Origin of the sequence: Pseudomonas frederiksbergensis (assembly GCF_035751725.1) — a bacterium.
GTDB lineage: Bacteria > Pseudomonadota > Gammaproteobacteria > Pseudomonadales > Pseudomonadaceae > Aquipseudomonas > Aquipseudomonas frederiksbergensis_A.
The window spans coordinates 2,899,080-2,916,055 of sequence record NZ_CP142104.1 but is presented as its reverse complement, the minus strand read 5'-3'; the positions used below and the strand labels follow the sequence as shown (position 1 = coordinate 2,916,055).

General features: G+C 61.9%; 17 protein-coding genes. 2 read left to right on the top strand and 15 right to left on the bottom strand.

What is annotated here, in order from left to right:
* Positions 1–44 precede the first annotated feature (44 nt).
* The 4 genes from pstB to pstS all read right to left on the bottom strand — a co-directional run bounded on the left by pstB (position 45) and on the right by pstS (position 3,861).
* Positions 45–806: a phosphate ABC transporter ATP-binding protein PstB gene (gene pstB / locus VQ575_RS13040; protein WP_025214260.1), complete on the bottom strand. Its 762-nt coding sequence runs from the start codon at positions 804–806 to the stop codon at positions 45–47.
* Between the two features lie 75 nt (positions 807–881).
* Complete coding sequence (gene pstA, locus VQ575_RS13035) at positions 882–1,793, bottom strand: phosphate ABC transporter permease PstA (protein ID WP_039588462.1); 912 nt, start codon at positions 1,791–1,793, stop codon at positions 882–884.
* On the bottom strand, positions 1,793–2,758 hold the full coding sequence (pstC, locus tag VQ575_RS13030) for a phosphate ABC transporter permease subunit PstC (RefSeq protein WP_039588461.1): 966 nt from the start codon (positions 2,756–2,758) through the stop codon (positions 1,793–1,795). Before pstC ends, pstA begins: the two co-directional genes overlap by 1 nt.
* 71 nt (positions 2,759–2,829) lie before the next feature.
* Positions 2,830–3,861 (bottom strand): phosphate ABC transporter substrate-binding protein PstS, encoded by a 1,032-nt coding sequence (gene pstS / locus VQ575_RS13025; protein WP_039588460.1) that lies wholly within the window; start codon positions 3,859–3,861, stop codon positions 2,830–2,832.
* Between the two features lie 183 nt (positions 3,862–4,044).
* On the opposite strand from pstS, the gene ppk2 reads away from it, so the two are divergent.
* Positions 4,045–4,962: a polyphosphate kinase 2 gene (ppk2, locus tag VQ575_RS13020; protein ID WP_039588459.1), complete on the top strand. Its 918-nt coding sequence runs from the start codon at positions 4,045–4,047 to the stop codon at positions 4,960–4,962.
* A 69-nt stretch (positions 4,963–5,031) separates the two neighbouring features.
* Here the strand turns inward: ppk2 and arsN2 are convergent, their stop codons facing one another.
* Positions 5,032–5,481 (bottom strand): arsenic resistance N-acetyltransferase ArsN2, encoded by a 450-nt coding sequence (arsN2, locus tag VQ575_RS13015; protein WP_039588457.1) that lies wholly within the window; start codon positions 5,479–5,481, stop codon positions 5,032–5,034.
* Positions 5,482–5,767: 286 nt separating this feature from the next.
* Here arsN2 and VQ575_RS13010 point away from each other — a divergent pair, with 286 nt between their 5' ends.
* A complete protein-coding gene (locus VQ575_RS13010) occupies positions 5,768–6,526 on the top strand; it encodes a hypothetical protein (RefSeq protein WP_325919827.1) in 759 nt (252 codons plus the stop codon).
* A 30-nt stretch (positions 6,527–6,556) separates the two neighbouring features.
* Here VQ575_RS13010 and VQ575_RS13005 read toward each other — a convergent pair whose 3' ends face one another.
* The 10 genes from VQ575_RS13005 to VQ575_RS12960 form a co-directional block, all read right to left on the bottom strand.
* Positions 6,557–7,543 carry a LysR family transcriptional regulator gene (locus VQ575_RS13005; RefSeq protein ID WP_325919826.1) on the bottom strand — a complete coding sequence of 329 codons (987 nt, stop codon included), beginning with the start codon at positions 7,541–7,543 and terminating at the stop codon, positions 6,557–6,559.
* Positions 7,544–7,630: 87 nt separating this feature from the next.
* Positions 7,631–8,575 carry a peptidylprolyl isomerase gene (locus VQ575_RS13000; RefSeq protein ID WP_198725163.1) on the bottom strand — a complete coding sequence of 315 codons (945 nt, stop codon included), beginning with the start codon at positions 8,573–8,575 and terminating at the stop codon, positions 7,631–7,633.
* A complete protein-coding gene (locus tag VQ575_RS12995; RefSeq protein WP_039588453.1) occupies positions 8,572–9,051 on the bottom strand; it encodes a YbjN domain-containing protein in 480 nt (159 codons plus the stop codon). Before VQ575_RS12995 ends, VQ575_RS13000 begins: the two co-directional genes overlap by 4 nt.
* Before the next feature lie 20 nt (positions 9,052–9,071).
* Positions 9,072–9,728, bottom strand: a complete 657-nt coding sequence (locus VQ575_RS12990) for a hypothetical protein (protein WP_039588452.1) — start codon at positions 9,726–9,728, stop codon at positions 9,072–9,074.
* Between the two features lie 15 nt (positions 9,729–9,743).
* Positions 9,744–11,435 (bottom strand): putative porin, encoded by a 1,692-nt coding sequence (locus VQ575_RS12985; protein ID WP_039588451.1) that lies wholly within the window; start codon positions 11,433–11,435, stop codon positions 9,744–9,746.
* A gap of 40 nt (positions 11,436–11,475) precedes the next feature.
* Positions 11,476–12,180 carry an energy transducer TonB family protein gene (locus tag VQ575_RS12980; RefSeq protein WP_198725161.1) on the bottom strand — a complete coding sequence of 235 codons (705 nt, stop codon included), beginning with the start codon at positions 12,178–12,180 and terminating at the stop codon, positions 11,476–11,478.
* Positions 12,181–12,182: 2 nt separating this feature from the next.
* The gene (locus VQ575_RS12975) at positions 12,183–12,608 is read right to left on the bottom strand and encodes an ExbD/TolR family protein (RefSeq protein WP_003201710.1); all 426 of its coding nucleotides are present in this window, start codon (positions 12,606–12,608) and stop codon (positions 12,183–12,185) included.
* A gap of 11 nt (positions 12,609–12,619) precedes the next feature.
* Entirely contained in the window at positions 12,620–14,419 is a 1,800-nt protein-coding gene (locus VQ575_RS12970; RefSeq protein ID WP_325919825.1) for a DUF2341 domain-containing protein, read from the bottom strand.
* Positions 14,420–14,436: 17 nt separating this feature from the next.
* Positions 14,437–16,041: a ShlB/FhaC/HecB family hemolysin secretion/activation protein gene (locus tag VQ575_RS12965; RefSeq protein ID WP_039588447.1), complete on the bottom strand. Its 1,605-nt coding sequence runs from the start codon at positions 16,039–16,041 to the stop codon at positions 14,437–14,439.
* A 26-nt stretch (positions 16,042–16,067) separates the two neighbouring features.
* Entirely contained in the window at positions 16,068–16,670 is a 603-nt protein-coding gene (locus VQ575_RS12960; RefSeq protein ID WP_039588446.1) for a transposase, read from the bottom strand.
* Positions 16,671–16,976: the final 306 nt, after the last annotated feature.

Below are 16,976 nucleotides of genomic sequence, written 5' to 3'. Positions count from 1 at the left end.
CCATTTGGCTTCTGCAGGGATGCGGCCTTGATCGAAGGTGTCGCTTAGCTGAACTTGCCACTGATGTAATCGCCGGTCATCTGTTCCCGGGGGTTATCGAAAATCTGCGTCGTCGGGCCCATCTCCACCAGGTAACCGGTGCGCGTGCCCTGGGAAATATCCACCGAGAAGAACGCCGTGGTGTCAGCGACACGGATGGCTTGCTGCATGTTGTGGGTCACCAGCGCGATGGTGTAGTCCTTTTTCAACTCGACCATCAGTTCTTCGACCCGCCGGGTCGCGATCGGATCGAGCGCCGAACAGGGCTCATCCAGCAACAGGACCTCCGGCTCGGTGGCGATGGCGCGGGCAATGCACAGCCGTTGTTGCTGGCCACCGGAGAGCGACAGGCCGCTGACCTTGAGCTTGTCCTTGACCTCGTCCCACAACGCCGCGCCTTGCAGCGCATGCTTGACCCGGTCGCCGATGTCGCCCTTGTAGCGATTGAGGCGCAGGCCAAACGCGACGTTGTCGAAGATGCTCATCGAGAACGGGTTCGGCTGTTGGAACACCATGCCGATATAACGGCGCACCACCACCGGATCAACGCCCTTTCCATAGACGTCCTGTCCAAGGAAATGCACGTGGCCCTCGAAGCGGAAGCCCTTCACCAGATCGTTCATCCGGTTGAGGCTGCGCAGCACGGTACTCTTGCCGCAGCCGGAAGGACCGATGAAGCCGGTGATCTTGTTTTTCTCGATCGGCACGTGGCTGTCACGTACTGCCATGAAGTTGCCGTAGAAAATCTTGTCCAGTTTGCAGTCCATGACTACAGGCGCCTGGGTGACAAACGGAGCGGCTATTTGCGCAGTGGATACGTTCAAAATCAGATGCTCCCGTTCTTAATACTTGGGCTTGCCGAAAATACGGCTGATGATGTTCACGACCAGCACGATCATCACCAGCACCAACGAGGCCGCCCATGCGAGCTCGAGTTGGTTGTCGAAAGGCATGCCGGAGAAGTTGTAGATCAGCACTGCAAGCGATGCAGTCGGATTCATGACCTCCAGGTTGCCCTGGTGGTAGATCCAGTAGTTGCTGAACAGCGCAGTAAACAGCAATGGCGCGGTCTCGCCCGCCGCACGCGCCACCGCCAGCATCACGCCGGTGAGGATCGCCGGCATGCCGGTAGGCAAGATGATTTTCCAGATCACCTGGGAGCGGGTGCAGCCCATGCCATAGGCGGCGTCCTTCATGATCTTGGGCACCATCCGCATCGACTCTTCCGCCGTCAGCACGACGATAGGCAGCATCAGCACTGCCAATGCCACGCCCCCCGCCGGAGCCGAATACGTGCCGGTGGTCATCACCACCAGCGCGTAGGCAAACACCCCGGCCAGAATCGACGGCAGGCCGGTGAGCATCTTGGCGGCGAAGCGCGCGGCGTTCGCCAGCTTGCTGTCCGGCCCAAGCTCGGCGAGGAAGATCGCCGCCATGATGCCGACGGGCACCGCGATGGCCGCCGCGATACCCACCATCACGAAGGTGCCCGCCATCGCGTTGCCGAAGCCGCCGCCCATCTCGAAGCCGGTCGGCGGCAGCTCGGTGAAGACTTCCAGGTTCAGGCGAGCGCCACCGCGGGTGATCAGCATATAGAGCACGGAAATCAGCGGCACGCTGGCCAGCAATGCGCCCGCCCATACTAGAGTGGTCAAGATAAGGCTGCGCAGGGCCCGCCCCTCGAACCTGCGCTGCAGGCTAGGCATCGCGCCCGCTGGAGCCGTCAAGTCTGTTGCAGCAGTCAGATCAGTCATTACTTGTTACCCCGTTGGGCGTACATCATGATCATCGAACCGATGATGTTCACCAGCAGCGTGATGAACATCAGCACCAGCGCGGCATACATCAACACCTCGATCTCGTTCGGCCCGGCCTCGGGGAAGTTCAGCGCCAGCAGCGCGGCGAGTGTGTTGGCCGGTGCGAACAGCGAGAGCGAAAGGGTGTTGGCATTGCCCACCAGCATGGCCAGCGCCATCGTTTCACCCAGGGCGCGGCCCAAGCCAAGGACCAGGGAGCCGAAAATACCGGTCGCGGCAGACGGCACCATCACCTTGAGAATCGCTTCCCAGTGGGTCGTGCCCATGCCGTAGGCGGCCTGTTTGGTTTTCATCGGTACGGCCGTGAGCGCATCCTGGGAAACGGCGGCAATGGTCGGCAAGATCATTATGGCCAGCACCAGCGCCGCGGGGAGCAGCCCCGGCCCGCTCAAGGATGTGCCGAAGAACGGGATCCAGCCCAGTTCGCTGTTCAGCCACGTCGTCAACGGCCGGATCGCCGGGATCACCACGTAGATGCCCCATAGGCCATAGACAACGCTGGGGATGGCCGCGAGCAGTTCGACGATGGTGCGAAAAATGGCGGCGAGCTTGGGGGGCAGAAAATCCTGAGTCAGGAAAATCGCCATGCTGACGCCGAAGAAACCTGCGATGAGCAACGCGATCAAGGCGCTGTAGAGCGTGCCCCAGATAGCCGGCAGGATGCCGTACTTACCTTGGTTAACGTCCCAGACGGTGCCGAAAAGCACATCAGTGCCATGCTTTTCCATGCCCGGGAGCGCCTTGCGCCCCACCTCGAACACAAGCGCGAAAACCAGCGCCAGGATCAGAACCACCCCTATGCGCGCAATCGCACGGAAGGTGCGATCAACCATGAAGTCCTTCGCAGAAGGTGGTTGGCAGGCAGAGTCCGGATTAACCGGTACGACAAAAGGTTTGTTCATTGGCTAGGTCCGAACAAGGGAAAAACCCTCCCGGCATGGCGGATAGCGCACACCAGGAGGGGCCTCATGCATCACTTGATGTTGGCGGACGCTTTGCGAACCTGGTCGACAACCGATGCCGGCAGTGGGATGTAACCCATCGAGTCGGCAATCTTCTGGCCCTCGGTCAGGCTGTATTCGACCATTTCACGCATGGCCTTGGCCTTGGCCGGATTACCGTTGTCCTTGCGGAAGATCATCCAGGTGTACGACGTGATCGGGTAGGACTTGGCACCGTCCGGATCAGGCAACCACGACACCAGGTTTTCCGGCATCTTCACCGCCGCCAGGGCCTCGGCGCCGCTTTCGGCGTTTGGCACGACGTATTGGCCGGCCTTGTTCTGCAACTGGGCGAAGTCAACCTTGGCCAGTTTGGCGAAACCGTACTCGATGTAGCCAATCGCGCCCGGCGTCTGGCGTACGGTAGCCGTTACACCATCGTTCTTCGGCGACTTGATGAACTTGTCGCTGGCGGGCCAGTTGACGGTGTTGCCCTCGCCCAGCGCCTGCTTGAACTCAGGGTTGATGGTCGCCAAATGCTTGGTGAACACCGCAGTGGTACCGCTGGAGTCCGCGCGCACAACGACCGTGATCGGCGTATCGGACAGTTTCAGGTCCGGGTTGGCTGCGACAATCTTCGGGTCGTTCCAGCGGGTGATTTTGCCCAGGAAAATGTTCGAGTAGACGTCCCGAGGCAGCTTCAAGCCCTTGGGATTGCCCGGCAGGTTATAGGCGAGGACGATCTCACCCGCAGTCATTGGCAGCAACTGCACGCCTTCGGCGACCTTGGCGATGTCTTCGTCTTTCATGGCCGAGTCGCTGGCGGCGAAATCGACGGTTTTGTTCAGGAAGTCCTGGACACCCGCACCGCTGCCCTTGGATTGGTAATCCACGGTGACACCCTCGGACTTCTTGCTGAAATCCTTGAACCAGGTGAGGTAGATCGGCGCGGGAAAGCTCGCGCCAGAGCCCGTCAGGCGGACGCTCTCCGCAGCGAAGGATGCCGAGCTGGCACACAGGGAAACCGTAACGGCGAGCGCAGCAGACTTCATCAAACTTTTCATTAAAAGAAACTCCTTGTGATGACGGGCTGAGGAACTCTGCAACAGAGTTGTTACGTTTTTATGAAGATCGAATGGCAAATGACCGGCCGCCGCGTTTTTTTGTTTATCGACACCGTCGGTGTAATGGCTTCGTCATGAATGGCGACTAACACTTCGCCATCCTCCCCGACGCGAGCGCCTCCCATGTTCACGACCCAAGACCCCTTGATACAGCGCATCCACCGTGAACTGCTCGATCACAGCGACGAAGAGCTGGAGCTGGAATTGGCCGAAGATGGGCACGACCTGGATGCGCTGTTCGATGCGCACGCGCCCGCGGGCAGCGAACGTGACGCGCGAAGAACCTACTTCAGCGAACTGTTCCGCCTGCAAGGGGAACTGGTGAAGCTGCAAAGCTGGGTGGTCAAGACCGGCCACAAAGTGGTGATCCTGTTCGAAGGCCGCGATGCAGCGGGTAAAGGCGGCGTGATCAAGCGCATTACCCAGCGCCTCAACCCTCGGGTCTGCCGGGTCGCCGCCCTGCCCGCTCCCAACGACCGCGAACGGACCCAGTGGTATTTCCAACGCTACGTCTCACACCTGCCGGCCGCCGGCGAGATCGTTCTCTTCGACCGCAGCTGGTACAACCGCGCCGGCGTCGAACAGGTCATGGGCTTTTGCAACGACGATCAGTACGAAGAGTTCTTCCGCACCGTGCCGGAATTTGAACGCATGCTCGCCCGCTCCGGCATCCAGCTGATCAAATATTGGTTCTCCATTTCCGACCAGGAACAACACCTGCGTTTTCTCAGCCGCATCCACGATCCGCTGAAACAGTGGAAACTCAGCCCCATGGACCTGGAATCCCGTCGCCGCTGGGAAGCCTACACAAAGGCAAAGGAGATCATGCTCGAGCGCACCCACATTGCCGAAGCGCCCTGGTGGGTGGTCCAGGCTGACGATAAAAAGAAGGCCAGGCTCAACTGCATCCATCATCTGCTCGGGCAGATGCCATACGAAGAAGTCGAGCTGCCGACGATCGAACTGCCGGAACGCGTCAGGCAAGAAGACTATTTCCGCAGTCCGACGCCGCCAGAGATCATTGTTCCCCAGGTTTATTGAAGTAAGCCGACCGGTTTCGCATCGAGCATTGGGCCAGATTTTCCTGAGCGGTAAATCGGCCCAACGCTTTCAGCGTAACGCCTTGCTCATGTAGCACGCAGAGCCAGGACAGAGCCCCTTGAATTGCTCGGTCAGCGAAATGAGAGAAGGCGCAGCGCCCCGCGGTAGACTTTCGTAACCCATCTGTTCGAAAAAACTTGAAGCGCTTGTGGTGAGCAAATGCAACCGAATGATGCCCAGCTCCGCTGCTTTCACTTCAAGTACATTGAGCAGGGATGTCCCGACACCTTTCGATCTGTAGGCACGCTCAACGACTAAAGATCGAAGTAATGCGTCAGCTCCATATGTTTCAAAACCTCCCCAACCGACGATATTTCCGCCCAGCGTGAACTCGAAGAAAGTTCGATCCGGCAGCTCGATATCGGCTGTTGGTAGCTTTTCAGACTCCAAAGCGTTGCGAAGACGCTCCAGTTGCGCCCCGACGGCCAACGTTGCCTGGATAGTTGTCTGCCCTTCCATTCGCGCGCTCCCTGATCGATGCGGGTAATGCCTCTCAAAGAGGCGGGCCAGTACAGCCCGATCCTATTCACTTCACAAATAGATGCAAAGTGACATATCCGATCCGGCACTCTTTACACCCCTAGCCATCGCGCCAGCTCGCGTCTGACATGTTCTTGTCAGCGGTTGGTCACCCTGGCGTCAGCTCCTCCCGCTTAAAGTAACCCCATGGTCGCTTCTGACAGCACATGACGGGGCCAACGAATTTAAACGGACCTCTTGCCATCAACCGCAAGGAGATACGCAAATGAACCATCCTGGTAGGCACGATAGCGCGCTTGATCACTTCACCTTGCCGTTGACGCCTGGAGGCGTTCTGGACCGCAAAGACTTGTTGCTTCGCCTGCGCACCGACCAACGATTCATGGCCTCGGAGGTGCATGGGTGCACGCTTGATCAACCAGGCTTGCTGCTTTCCCTTCTCGATTCGGCATCAATGGTGAACGACGGCGTTGGGCATCGTTCAGGCTTCGATATCCAGCGGATGCGGAGCGTCATCATCGAAGCGGTCCGGAAAAGCCAATGGGGCAAGGCCTCGGGGTGTCGCCGGACACAGGGCATCGCCGCCCATTACGATGCGCAGGTCTACATGTCGGCGGTACTCGATGTCGAGTTGAGTGACGAGGGCCGCTTGATCGTCCATGACACGGTGTTCGTCGCGGATCTGGGCGCTGTGCAAAACCCCGGTCGCCTACGCGCCCAGCTTGAAGGCGCTTGCCTGATGGGGGTCGCATTCGTGGCATCTTCCGAGTTTGGCGCGACGGCGACTGAACTGTGCCCCTCAATCGCCCTGCGGCCCCGTTGGCCACTCGTCTCATGGCTGCCCGGGCACATCGCGGTCCACCTGATCAACCCAACGGGTGCGCGCCAAGCTTGCCCGCCCAGCCAGACGAGCTACGTACCTGTCGTCCGCGCTTTGTGCAATGCGATTTTCCTCGGTGATCGCCGCGAGTTTTACCAAAAAAATACCGGTCACAGCCTTATGGCCACTGGAGGCGATGTGTAACGCCGCCCCCTGCGCAGCAACCCAATCCATCTATCTCGGCACTTGGAACCACTCCCTGCGTTCATCCAGCGTATGGCGTATCAACTCGACGAGCATTTGCACCTGCGGCGTGTGCCGGGCCTCGGTGCCGACCGCCATCCACAGGTGGCGCTGCATCGGCTGGTCGAACAAGCCCGGCAAGGCGACCAGGCCACGGTCGAAACGGGCCATGTAATGCGGCAAGAGGCCGATACAGGCACAGCAGCGGATCATTTCGAGCATCAGCCCATAAGACTGCACTTGCGCCACCCCGGCACGGCGTTCCTCGACGAGGGTGTTCCAGGGCGCGAAGCTGTCTACATGGCGGTCAGGCTGCCATTGCACGAGCATGTAGTCGTCCAGGTCCGCCAGTTGCCCGGGACGCGCGGCCGGGCGTGAGTAACGCTTGGCGATGTGGGGCAGATAGTCCAGCCGTGCCAGTCGCTCCGGCGTCTGGGTCGCAAAGCTCGGCCCAGGCGGCGCATCTTGGCAATCACTGAGCCACAGCACGAGGTCGGCGCTGACGGCGTGCAACGCAAGGTCGCTGTCCAAGGTGACGATGTGCAGCCGCACGCTTGCGTTGCGGCGCAGCAACGCGATCAGGTCGCGGCCGAGAATGTCATGCAGGATCGACTCGGCCACTGCGAGACGGATCTGCGGTTGTTCGGCCAGTGGTGGCGGGTCTTCTTCGGCCAGGGCGAGCAGTCGCGCCTGCAACTGCCGACCTTCGCGGCTCAGGGCCAGGGCGTTGCCCTGGAAGTTGAACAGCGACCGTTGCAGGCGCGTTTCCAGTTGGGCCAATTGTTTGCGCAACCAGGTCGCCTTGACGTTCAGGCTGCGGGCCGCCTGCATGAAACAGCCACAGCGGGCGCTGACCAGGAAACACTGGGCCACCTGGGGCTCGATGCTGGCGGCCAGTGCCAGCCAGGATTCGGGGACGCGCGAGGGGGGGCGATATTCGGTGTCAGCCTGGCGTCCTGCGGGCTCTATGAAACTCATGGGGTGACTCCCTGTCATTTTGTTTTTGGTAAACCAGTCCCGTGGCGAGGGAGCAAGCTCCCTGCCAGAAAAAAACGGTGCTACCGGCTAAAGCGCGTCCTCCAGCACCTTGCTCAACTGCGCGCCGTCGATGCTCAAGGTGGCGGTGTCGAGCATGCCATCCAGGTAGGCCTTGGCAATCTGCTCCTGGCGCTGGGCGCGCAAGGCCTGGGTCAGGCGCTCGCGCACCTCGTCCAGGGTCGCTTCCCGGGGTGGTTGCTGCTCGGTGAGCTTGATCACATGAAACCCCGCCGCGCTCTGCACCGGCTCCGATACCGCGCCGACCTTGAGTCGCGCCACCGCTTCACGCACTGTCGGCACCAGTTGCTGCAACGGCTGCAGGCCGCTGTCGCCACCGCGCTCGGCACTGGCGCGGTCCTGGGAAAACCGGCTGGCCAGGGCGGCGAAATCTGCCGGTGCGGCCTGGGCCTTTTTGCTCAGTTCCGCCGCCTGGCGGCGCACCGCCTCGACCGTCTGTGGTTCGGTCGCCGCAAGGAAAATCTGGCTCACCCGGTACAACGCAGGCGTAACCCAGTTGGCTTTCCCCGCCTCGTAGGCTTGTTTGAGCTCCTCTTCGCCGGGGTACCCGGCCGGGACCTGGCTGACCGACTGCAAATAATCCCGGAAGACGATCTGCTCAGTGGCGGCCCGGGTCTGGCGCTCCACCTCCGGGCGTTGACGCCAGCCCTGGGCATCGGCCTGTTCCAGCACGGCTTTTTCCGCCAGCCGTGCGCGGATCCAACCTTCCAGGGCAGCCCGGTTGCCACGCATCTGCTGGCGAACTTCGGGGGCGAGCGTTGCCAGCAAGTCTTTCAACTCTTGAGGACTGACCTGCTGGCTGCCCAACCGCGCCAGGCTCGGCGAATCGGTTGTCGCGACGGTAACCGTTTGTACTGCCGCGACGGGATCGTTGCCGGGACGCAAGCCGAGGAAGACGGCCACGGCCACCAGGCCCAGCGCAGCGGCGCTGATGACAAAGGTTGGCTTTTTCACAATACGGCGGCCTCCTCCTGCGTGGCTTCGGCGGGCGCGTCGGCTGTGTGCAGACGGGCCGCGTTCTGGCTGAATTCCCGCAGGTAGACGATGAATTCCTGAAGCAGACGGTCCCACAATTCCAAGTTGCTGCGCAGGTGATCGGCGCTGACGCCAGCCGCCACCACCACATCCATCTCCATTACCAGGAATTCGCCCTGCACCGACAACCGGGCAAAACGCCGCGAGGCATTCCACAACTCGGCCAGGCCGGCCGGCAATTCACCTTGCACACGCAACGCGCAACTGAAGGTGAAGTCCAGGTATTGGCCCGGTGTCGGCGTCGGATTGCCGAAGCGCACCGCAAAGCCGATGCCCTGGCTGGCGCTGAGCAACTGCACGATGCCGTTCTGCTCGGTTTCGTTGACCCGATAACCGGCGGTTTGCAACACCTCGGTGAGGGACAGGGGCGTGACGTGTTCGATCAATGAAGTCATGGTCGGTCTTCCTTGCGTTATCAATGAGTGATCGAGGCCTGGGGCGCATCGAAACGATTTTTGTAGAGTTCGTCGCCAAAACCCTGGGCCAGCTCTTCGAAGCGAACCCGGACCTTGCCGGCGAACGGCTGGCGGATTTTCATGACGTCGGTCATGTCGATGGTTTCGTAGGCATGCAGCAGTTCCTTGGCGACCTGGTACATCTGCTGATTCTTGACCGAGCATTGCTGCACTTGTGTGTCACGCTCATTCAATTGAGCTTCGAGACGGGCCCGTTCGGTTTCCTTGCCCCGGGCCAGCACCAGCAGTTCGTCGTAGGCCTTCTTGAACTTGCCGATCTGCTCGTGGCTGGCCGCGACCTGGGCCTGGGCCTGGCTTTGCAGGCTTTCCTGGCGCCCGGCCAATTGCTCGACCACGCCTTGGGCCTTGCCCAGCTCGGCGGTCAGGCGCTTGACCTGCGCCTCGGCTTCCTTGGCACGGCTTTCCGCTGCCTGGCGGGCAACGCTGGCCTGGGCCTGTTCGCTTTGCAAGGCCTGCAATTGCGCCGTAGTGCTGCGCAGTTGCGCCCGCAAGCGTTCTTCCAGTCCCTCGCCATGGGCGCTGCCGCTCAACAACGGACTGAGCAGCAGGCCCAGCAACAACGCGACCGGACAAGGGTTGATGGCTCGCCTTTTCATGAGGCCTCCCGGCGCTTAGAAGCGCGTGTTGATTTCAAGCTGCAAGACATCGATGTCGTACGGCGCGCCGTACACCGCTTCGGAACTCAGCCAGCGACCGGTGGCAAAGACATTGCTCGCCAGGCCGTAGTTGCCGCCCAGGAAGTAGCCCTTGGCGTTGGTGCCACCCAAGTGGAACGAGGAATCGTTGAAGCCGTCCGGCAAGGCATCCGGTTGGATGTACTTGTAGCCGGCGAACAGGTTCCAGTCGCCTTCGCGCTTGAGTTCCAGCGAATTGCCGAGGGTGAACTGGAGCATCCAGGCATTGGCGCCGCTTTCAATCTCGCCGTTCTCATCGAGGTTGTTGGCGAATTGCCCTTCCGAGCGCTTGCGCATCTCGCCTTCGTCGTAGCCGAGGTTGTGCACGTAATGAGCCTGGCTGCGCAGCTTCAGGTCTTCTGGCAGGTCGGTGTCCCATGCCAGGTTCAGGTCCAGCAGGTTGAACTCCGAGGCAAGGCCGACGTACTGCGGTTGCGGCGTGGTAGCCGGGTTGAGCGGGTTGGGCGTGATGTCCCGCAGTTGGAACACCGTGTTGCCCTTTTGCATGAACGCCACCCGCGAGCCGTCACTGTCGCAGCCCGGATCACCCGACCAGGGCTCGCACGGCGAGGAGCGCTTGCCCTCGATGTCGTCGAAGCGGTAATAGGCCATGGCGCCCTTGATCCGATTGCTGTCGTTGATCGCCCAACTGGCGCCCAGTTGCGCACCGTACAGCCACTTGTTGTCACTCTCTTCCTTGTCGGTGCCGTTGCTGGAGCTGGTGTCGTTGGTGTACTCCACCGGGAACGCACCGACGGTGCCGAACAGGCCGAAGTCCTGGTTGAGCTTGCGATTGAAAATCGCCGCCACGCCGTCGAAGTTCAGATCGCCGGAGTACAGCAAGTCGGTGGTATAGAACGGGTTGGCGACACGCCCGCCGGTCAGGGTCAGCTCATCCGAAGGCTTCCAGGTCAGGTAACCCTGGTCGAGCCAGATGTCCTTCTTGCCGAAACCACCGCCCAGGGTTTGGGTGGTGGACACCGGGTTGTTGTCCGAGCCGGTGCCGATGCGAATGCCGGCCGTCCACTCTGGAGCGATGACAGCCTTCATGCCCAGGCGTGCCCGCAGGCGGAAGAGGTTTTCCCGGTCTTCACGGGTGTTGAGCAACGGCGGCAAGCTGGAACTGCTGTTGGGGTTGACGTCGTAGGGGCCGCGGTCGTTGAGCCGGGCGAAGTCGACGATCTGGTTACTGTTGGTGCCCGAGTAATAGCGCGACTCATCCCGCAGGCGGATGTCGCCATCGAAGCTGATGCGCGAGACCCAGTCCGGGAAAGTGTTGGGCTGGGCCCAGTTTTCCTTTTTGGCGGTGGCCATGACTTCGGCCTTGACCTGATCGCGGATCTGCTCGCGCACGATGTTCGGCACGTACTGCACCCGCACGTCTCCCGGGGCGCCGGTAGGTGTGGCGGCGACCGCAGTGGCAGCCTGGCGGGCCTGCACGGCTTCGCGTTCGGCCTGGGCAATCAGGCCATCGGCCTGGTCCTGCTTCAACACGCCCTGCTGCACCAGCAGGCGGATCAGATTGATCGTGGCGTTTTCCGAAGGCGCCGGGGCTGCCGACGCGTGCCCGGCCAGGCTCAACACAATCAGGCCGACCGCCCACGACAATCGATTCACATTGGCAATCATCTGCACACAACTCCTGTTGGCAAACTTTCAAAAATTCGGGTTAACCCGGACGCCGTCCTTGCAAGGACAGGCGCACGGGCAAAGTCAGGGAAGCCGGAGGCCGTTCACTCAAATGCGGCGCGGCACGCAGGGCGGCGATCACTTGCTGATCCACCTGCGGGTTGCCGCTGGACTTGACCAGCTCGACACGGGTGATCTCCCCCACGGCGCTGAGCCAGACATCGGCCTGTAGCGAAAACGCCAGGCTGCGCAAATCGGGGTTGTCCCGCAGCAAGCGCTGGAAGGTGAAGGCCAGGAATTGGCTGTAGGTGCCATTGCCGAGGCGTCCGCCCCCTGCCCCGGCCATGCCGCCGCCCTTGCCCGCACCGATGTTGAAAGCGTCGTTGCCGGCCTGGGCATCACCGTCCATTTGCATGGGATTGGCCAGGTCATCCACCGGGGATGGCGGCGCTTCTTCCTCGGGCTTGACCTCTTCGGGTTCCGGCGTTGGTTCGGGCTCGACCACTTTTTCCTCGACCTTGGGTTCCGGCTCCTTGGGTTTTTCCGGGGGCGGCGGCGGTGGTGGCGGCAGCGGGATGATGGTCGGCACTTTCGGCGCTTCACGCCGCACACCGCTCATGTCGTTGGCCCACTGCCATAGCAGCCAGGCAGCCAGGCCCGCCAGCACCAGGCCGGCGGCCCACTTGAGCAGGCGCAGCGGCGAGCGCTTCACGGGGGGCGGATCGATGGGAAGTCTGGCGGTCATGATCAGCCCTGGCTCGGTTTGCCGGTCACCAGACCGACCTGGGACAGTTCCAGGCGCCGCAGCAGGTCCAGCACTTCGATGACCTTCTGGTACTGCACCGTGGCGTCGCCGCGCACGATGACCGGAAAGTCCGGACTCTGGGCCTTCTCGATGCGCAAGCGCTCCTCCAGCTCGGCCAGGGTCACCGGGTAGGCATCGAGGAACACCTGCCCACCGTCATTCACCGAGATCGCCTTGGTCTTGGCTTCCGACAACGACACCGAGGCGCTGGCCTTGGGCAGGTTGATTTGGATGCCCGACACCTGGGCCGTGGCGGTGAGGATGAACATCACCAGCACCACCATGAGCACATCCACCAGCGGCGTGATGTTGATGCTGTCGACCGCTGCATCATCGTCGTCATCGTGTGACGCATTTACGCTAGCCATGACGATGCTCCTCAGGCCGGTACGGACGATTGAACGTGATGGTCACGGCGATGAGCCGCTTCACCGGATTGGCCTTCGCCATGCATCTCCGCCAGGCGCGTGATGAACTCATCGACGAACACCCGCATGTCGGCGCTGACTTCCTTGTTGCGCGTGATCAGCCGGTTGTAGCCAAACAGCGCCGGAATCGCGACGAACAGGCCCATGGCGGTGGCAAGCAAGGCGGCGGCCATGCCCGGGGCGATGGCGTTGATGTTCACGTCACCGGCCATCGCGGTGCCGAGGAACACCACCATGATCCCCAACACCGTGCCGAGCAGGCCGATATACGGGCCGCCGGCGATGGCGTTGGACAGGGTGGAAAGTTTCGAACTCAGTGCCTGGTTTTCGCGGGTGCGCACGCCGTCCATGGAGCAGCGGATCGCCTCAATCGTGGCGGCCGAGACCGACGAGGTATCGGCGCCCTGCTCGCGGCGGGTGCGGATTTCCTTGACCGCCACCAGGTACAGCCGCCACAAGGATGAATGCTGCAGGCGCTGGGCGAGTTCCTTATCGTCGGCGAACATTTCCAGGCGCGTGCCAACCCGGGCGAACTGCTCGCGGAAGGCTTCGTTGGCGGCGCTGAGACGACTGACCATGCGGTTCTTGCGGATCATGATGACCCACGACTGGACCATCATCAGCACCAGCACGGCGATGATCACCCAGGCGTCGAGCGGCACTGCGTTGAGGAGGAAACCGAGGCTGCCGAAACCGAAGCCGGACTGCTCTTCATCGACGCCATAGGCCACCAGTTTCGATTCGGCGCCCTGGGCATTGGCGTCGGCCAACAGCAGCGGTGCCGGCCGCGCGACCTTGGAGATACGCGCCTCGTCGATGGCCCCGCTGAATGGCGCGAAGGTACCTGCGGAAACATCTGCGCCCAAGGCAATCGGCGAATTGAACGCCGGCATCGCCACGGCGAGGCTCGCGGTTTCACGTCCATTGACGTACAGCACGACCCGGTCACCCGAGGCGGTCAACGCCAGGTGCTGCCATTGTCCGGGGTTCAGCGGTTGGGTCGAGACCGCGCGCTGGTCATTGATTGCTACGAACGGCACGCCCTGGTTGACGCCAACCAATAGGCTGGCAGCTTCGTCGCGACGGCTCAGGATGATTTGCTCGCCACTGGCGTCATCCTGGCGCAGCCAGCTGCTGAAGGTAAACGCAGCCCCGGCGGCGTGTTGCAACGAAGGACTGGCGGGTAGCAGCAGCGGCTGGCCATTGAATTGCAAGGCCCGCCCGATCACGCCGTCGATGCTCACGCCGACCGCGCCCTGGGCATTGTTGCCATAGGCCGTGGTGTCCTTGGACGGCACGCCGGTGGCAGTGTCGAAGTGGTACAGCGCGGTGTAATCCGGATCGAAGGTCAACTGGCCGCTGGCCGTGGCCGGGGCTTTCTTGTTGCCGTAGTACATCCACAGGTCCTGGCGCTGGCCGCCGTCAACGTTAGGCACGTCGACCCAGATCAGCGCCATGCCCATCAGCGGATCGAAGCTCTCGATCTGGTGATTGAGCACGGTCTTGTCGTCGGCACTGACGAAGCGCAGGTCCGAACCGTCTTCCTTGACGCCGTCGAAGGTGAAGTTGCCGGTGTGCAGGCGCACCAGCAGCGCGGTGCGGCCCAACGCTTGGGCGATGGCCGCGCCTTGGGGCGTGGTGTCTACGGAGATCTGTTTGCGGTAGTGCCAATCGTCCTGCCACCAGGCGTTGGCGGTGGCCGGAAGCAGCAGCCCCAGGCAGATCAACAGCGGTATCAATAAGCGTTGCATGGACATGACTCCTGGGTTCAAAACGTCGCTTGCAGGTTGAAGTGCAGGCGCGACTCCTGTTTCGTGGTGTTCGGCCCGTCGAGCAGCGGGAAGCCCCAGTCGAGGCTGCCCGACAGCCATTTGCTCAGGCTTGCGCGGGTACCGAGGCCGACGCTGGCGAGGCTGTAGTCGGGATCCTGGTCGGGCAGTTCGTCGCGCAGGTACAACTGCGCGCCTTCGGCAAAAGCGTAGAAACGCCATTCCTGGACATAGCTGCCGAGGAACTTGGCGAGGGACGGCGTGCGCAGCTCTTGGGACAAGAGGTAGCCGTCGTCACCGGTGCGCTCGGCGGCCAGGTAGCCGCGCACCGATGTGGCGCCACCGGCGGAGAATTGCTCGTTGGAAACCAGCGGCCCGGAAGCCAATTGGAAGGCTGCCTTGGAGGCGGTCTGCCAATCGTTGCCGAAGGTGAAGGTGTAATTGCCGTCGCCCTTGAGCACCGCGAAACTGGGGCTGGCGCGATAGCGCTTGTAGTCGAACTCTTCATCGGTACTGCCGTAGCCGAGCAGGCTGCGGGTGCCCGCCACCAGGCTCAGCCCGAGGCCCAACTGGCTGGCTTGGGTGTAGCGAAATCCGTTGTAGGCGAAGGTGAACGGTGCGTACTTGAGCGGTGCCTTGTCGCTGGCGCCGCCCAGGTTGAGTTCTTCGTCGAAGTCCTTGAAGTCCACCCCGACCGAGAAGCTGTTGGCCCATGCCCCGCTGGACGGCAGGCTGTAGATCGCCGATACGCCGTAGGAATGACCTTTGCCCAACACGTTGCTACCGCCGACGGTCGCCACGTTACTGTCGGACTGGTAGCCGGAAAATTGCAGGCTCCAGCGTTCGCTCAGCGGCGCGGTGTAGGAGCCCGACCAGACCTTGGCGTTGTCGGTGTCCTGGGGCGCGGTGAAGAACGTCAGCGAGACGCTGTGGCCCAGTTGCCAGAGGTTGTTGTAGCCCAGGCTGGCGACGGTGCGCAGCTTCTCGGTGTCGGCGCTGTAATCGTTGTTCAGGCCCAGGCTGGCTTGCCACGGGTCTTGGTCCTCGACCTGCAAGTCGACATCCATGGTGCCGGGGCGTTGGCCTTCGCGCACCAGCGGCATCACCTGGCGCCCCGGGGTCTTGTTCAATTTCGCCAGCTCGGTCTGGACCTGGGCAAAGTCCGGCACCTCGCCTTCCTTCAGCGCCGGCACGTCTTCGCGGATTTCCACCGGCGAATAGTGCTTGGCGCCGACGACCCGCACGCGGCCGATCTTGGTCTCGCTGACTTGCAGGTAGACGATGCCGTCTTCGACTTTCTGCTCGGGCAGTTCGACGAACACCGATTGGTAGCCGCGGGCCTGATAGATCTTTTGCAGGGCTTCGCGAGCGCCTTCGATGTCGTCCAAAGTCTTTTGCGGACCGAGGAACGGGTACACCGCTTCCTCGATCGCCCGGGCATCGAGCACGGTGTTTCCGCGCACGAAGTACTCGTTGACGTCCACCAGGCGAACCGGCGCCGCTTCGGCCTCCGGCCCTCCTTCTGCGGCGAATGCCGACGGCCCCCCGACCGTCAACAGCAGCCAGCCCCACAGCGCCGGCCGCGATTTGAAGAAATGCTCCACACCACCCCCTGAATTCAAAGTACGGCTCAATTGCTTGCGGTCGATGTCGTGGCGTGACGTGCCAGCCAGGTGTGCAGCAGCGCGAAGTTCAGCGAGAACTCCGGCATTTGCAGCAAGGCGCCACAGAACACTTCACCGATGATTTTCTGGATGAGCCTCACCGCCCGCGCATCGCCCAGCAGCGTGGCAAGGTCCTTGCTCAAGACGTTGAAGCTCCAGACCTTCTGGTTCAGGTCCAGGCCGACGAACCAGCGGAACAGCAGGTTGTAATTGAGTTGTTCGTAGAGTTGCTGCTCGCTGGGCACCGAATAGAGCAGTTGCAACAGCAGGATGTGCATCGCGGTTTGCGGTGCGATCAGCATGCCGGCCTCGGCGTTGAGGCCTTGCAGCACGTCGCGGTGTTCGGCCAGCAGGTCGTCGATCTGTGGCCGCAACAGCACCAGGGAATGGCCCTGGGGAATGTAGCTGGACACTTCCTTGAGCGCGCCCTGCCAGTCATCCTGGGAAACGATCCAGACCCACGGCGCGCCGTAGCGATACACCGAGACCGGCTGCTTGCGCGCCGCCTCGACGATCTTCGACAGCCGCTGGTCAAGCTCCTGCATGCCCACTTTCGAATAACGTTCCATAGTCCCCATCGCCTCACTCCCGGCTTCGCGCCCCGGCTCCAAACGACCTGAAAGGTCCCCTCGAACACGTCACACAGGCATGACGGGAATGGCGATGTGCTACCGAACTTTTGTCATGAAAGCTTCATTTACCTGAATGCTGGTGGGATCTTGGGCGCTGCCCGTGGCGAGGGAGCTTGCTCCCGCTGGGTCGGTCCGACGTCTCGGGCGAAGCAGCCCCAAAAAGACTGATGGAGAATCAGCCTGACACACTGTGGTGACTAGCTGGGGGCTGCTGCGCCCAAGACGTCGGACCGACCCAGCGGA

What these genes read in the sequence shown, in the direction of transcription:
- VQ575_RS12970 (WP_325919825.1), bottom strand. Translation starts at nt 14,419, where the DNA reads ATGCAACGCTTATTGATACCGCTGTTGATCTGCCTGGGGCTGCTGCTT.
- VQ575_RS12985 (WP_039588451.1), bottom strand. Translation starts at nt 11,435, where the DNA reads ATGATTGCCAATGTGAATCGATTGTCGTGGGCGGTCGGCCTGATTGTG.
- pstS (WP_039588460.1), bottom strand. Translation starts at nt 3,861, where the DNA reads ATGAAAAGTTTGATGAAGTCTGCTGCGCTCGCCGTTACGGTTTCCCTG.
- pstB (WP_025214260.1), bottom strand. Translation starts at nt 806, where the DNA reads ATGGACTGCAAACTGGACAAGATTTTCTACGGCAACTTCATGGCAGTA.
- VQ575_RS12960 (WP_039588446.1), bottom strand. Translation starts at nt 16,670, where the DNA reads ATGGAACGTTATTCGAAAGTGGGCATGCAGGAGCTTGACCAGCGGCTG.
- pstC (WP_039588461.1), bottom strand. Translation starts at nt 2,758, where the DNA reads ATGAACAAACCTTTTGTCGTACCGGTTAATCCGGACTCTGCCTGCCAA.
- VQ575_RS12980 (WP_198725161.1), bottom strand. Translation starts at nt 12,180, where the DNA reads ATGACCGCCAGACTTCCCATCGATCCGCCCCCCGTGAAGCGCTCGCCG.
- pstA (WP_039588462.1), bottom strand. Translation starts at nt 1,793, where the DNA reads ATGACTGATCTGACTGCTGCAACAGACTTGACGGCTCCAGCGGGCGCG.
- VQ575_RS13005 (WP_325919826.1), bottom strand. Translation starts at nt 7,543, where the DNA reads ATGAGTTTCATAGAGCCCGCAGGACGCCAGGCTGACACCGAATATCGC.
- VQ575_RS12995 (WP_039588453.1), bottom strand. Translation starts at nt 9,051, where the DNA reads ATGACTTCATTGATCGAACACGTCACGCCCCTGTCCCTCACCGAGGTG.
- VQ575_RS13010 (WP_325919827.1), top strand. Translation starts at nt 5,768, where the DNA reads ATGAACCATCCTGGTAGGCACGATAGCGCGCTTGATCACTTCACCTTG.
- VQ575_RS12975 (WP_003201710.1), bottom strand. Translation starts at nt 12,608, where the DNA reads ATGGCTAGCGTAAATGCGTCACACGATGACGACGATGATGCAGCGGTC.
- VQ575_RS12990 (WP_039588452.1), bottom strand. Translation starts at nt 9,728, where the DNA reads ATGAAAAGGCGAGCCATCAACCCTTGTCCGGTCGCGTTGTTGCTGGGC.
- arsN2 (WP_039588457.1), bottom strand. Translation starts at nt 5,481, where the DNA reads ATGGAAGGGCAGACAACTATCCAGGCAACGTTGGCCGTCGGGGCGCAA.
- ppk2 (WP_039588459.1), top strand. Translation starts at nt 4,045, where the DNA reads ATGTTCACGACCCAAGACCCCTTGATACAGCGCATCCACCGTGAACTG.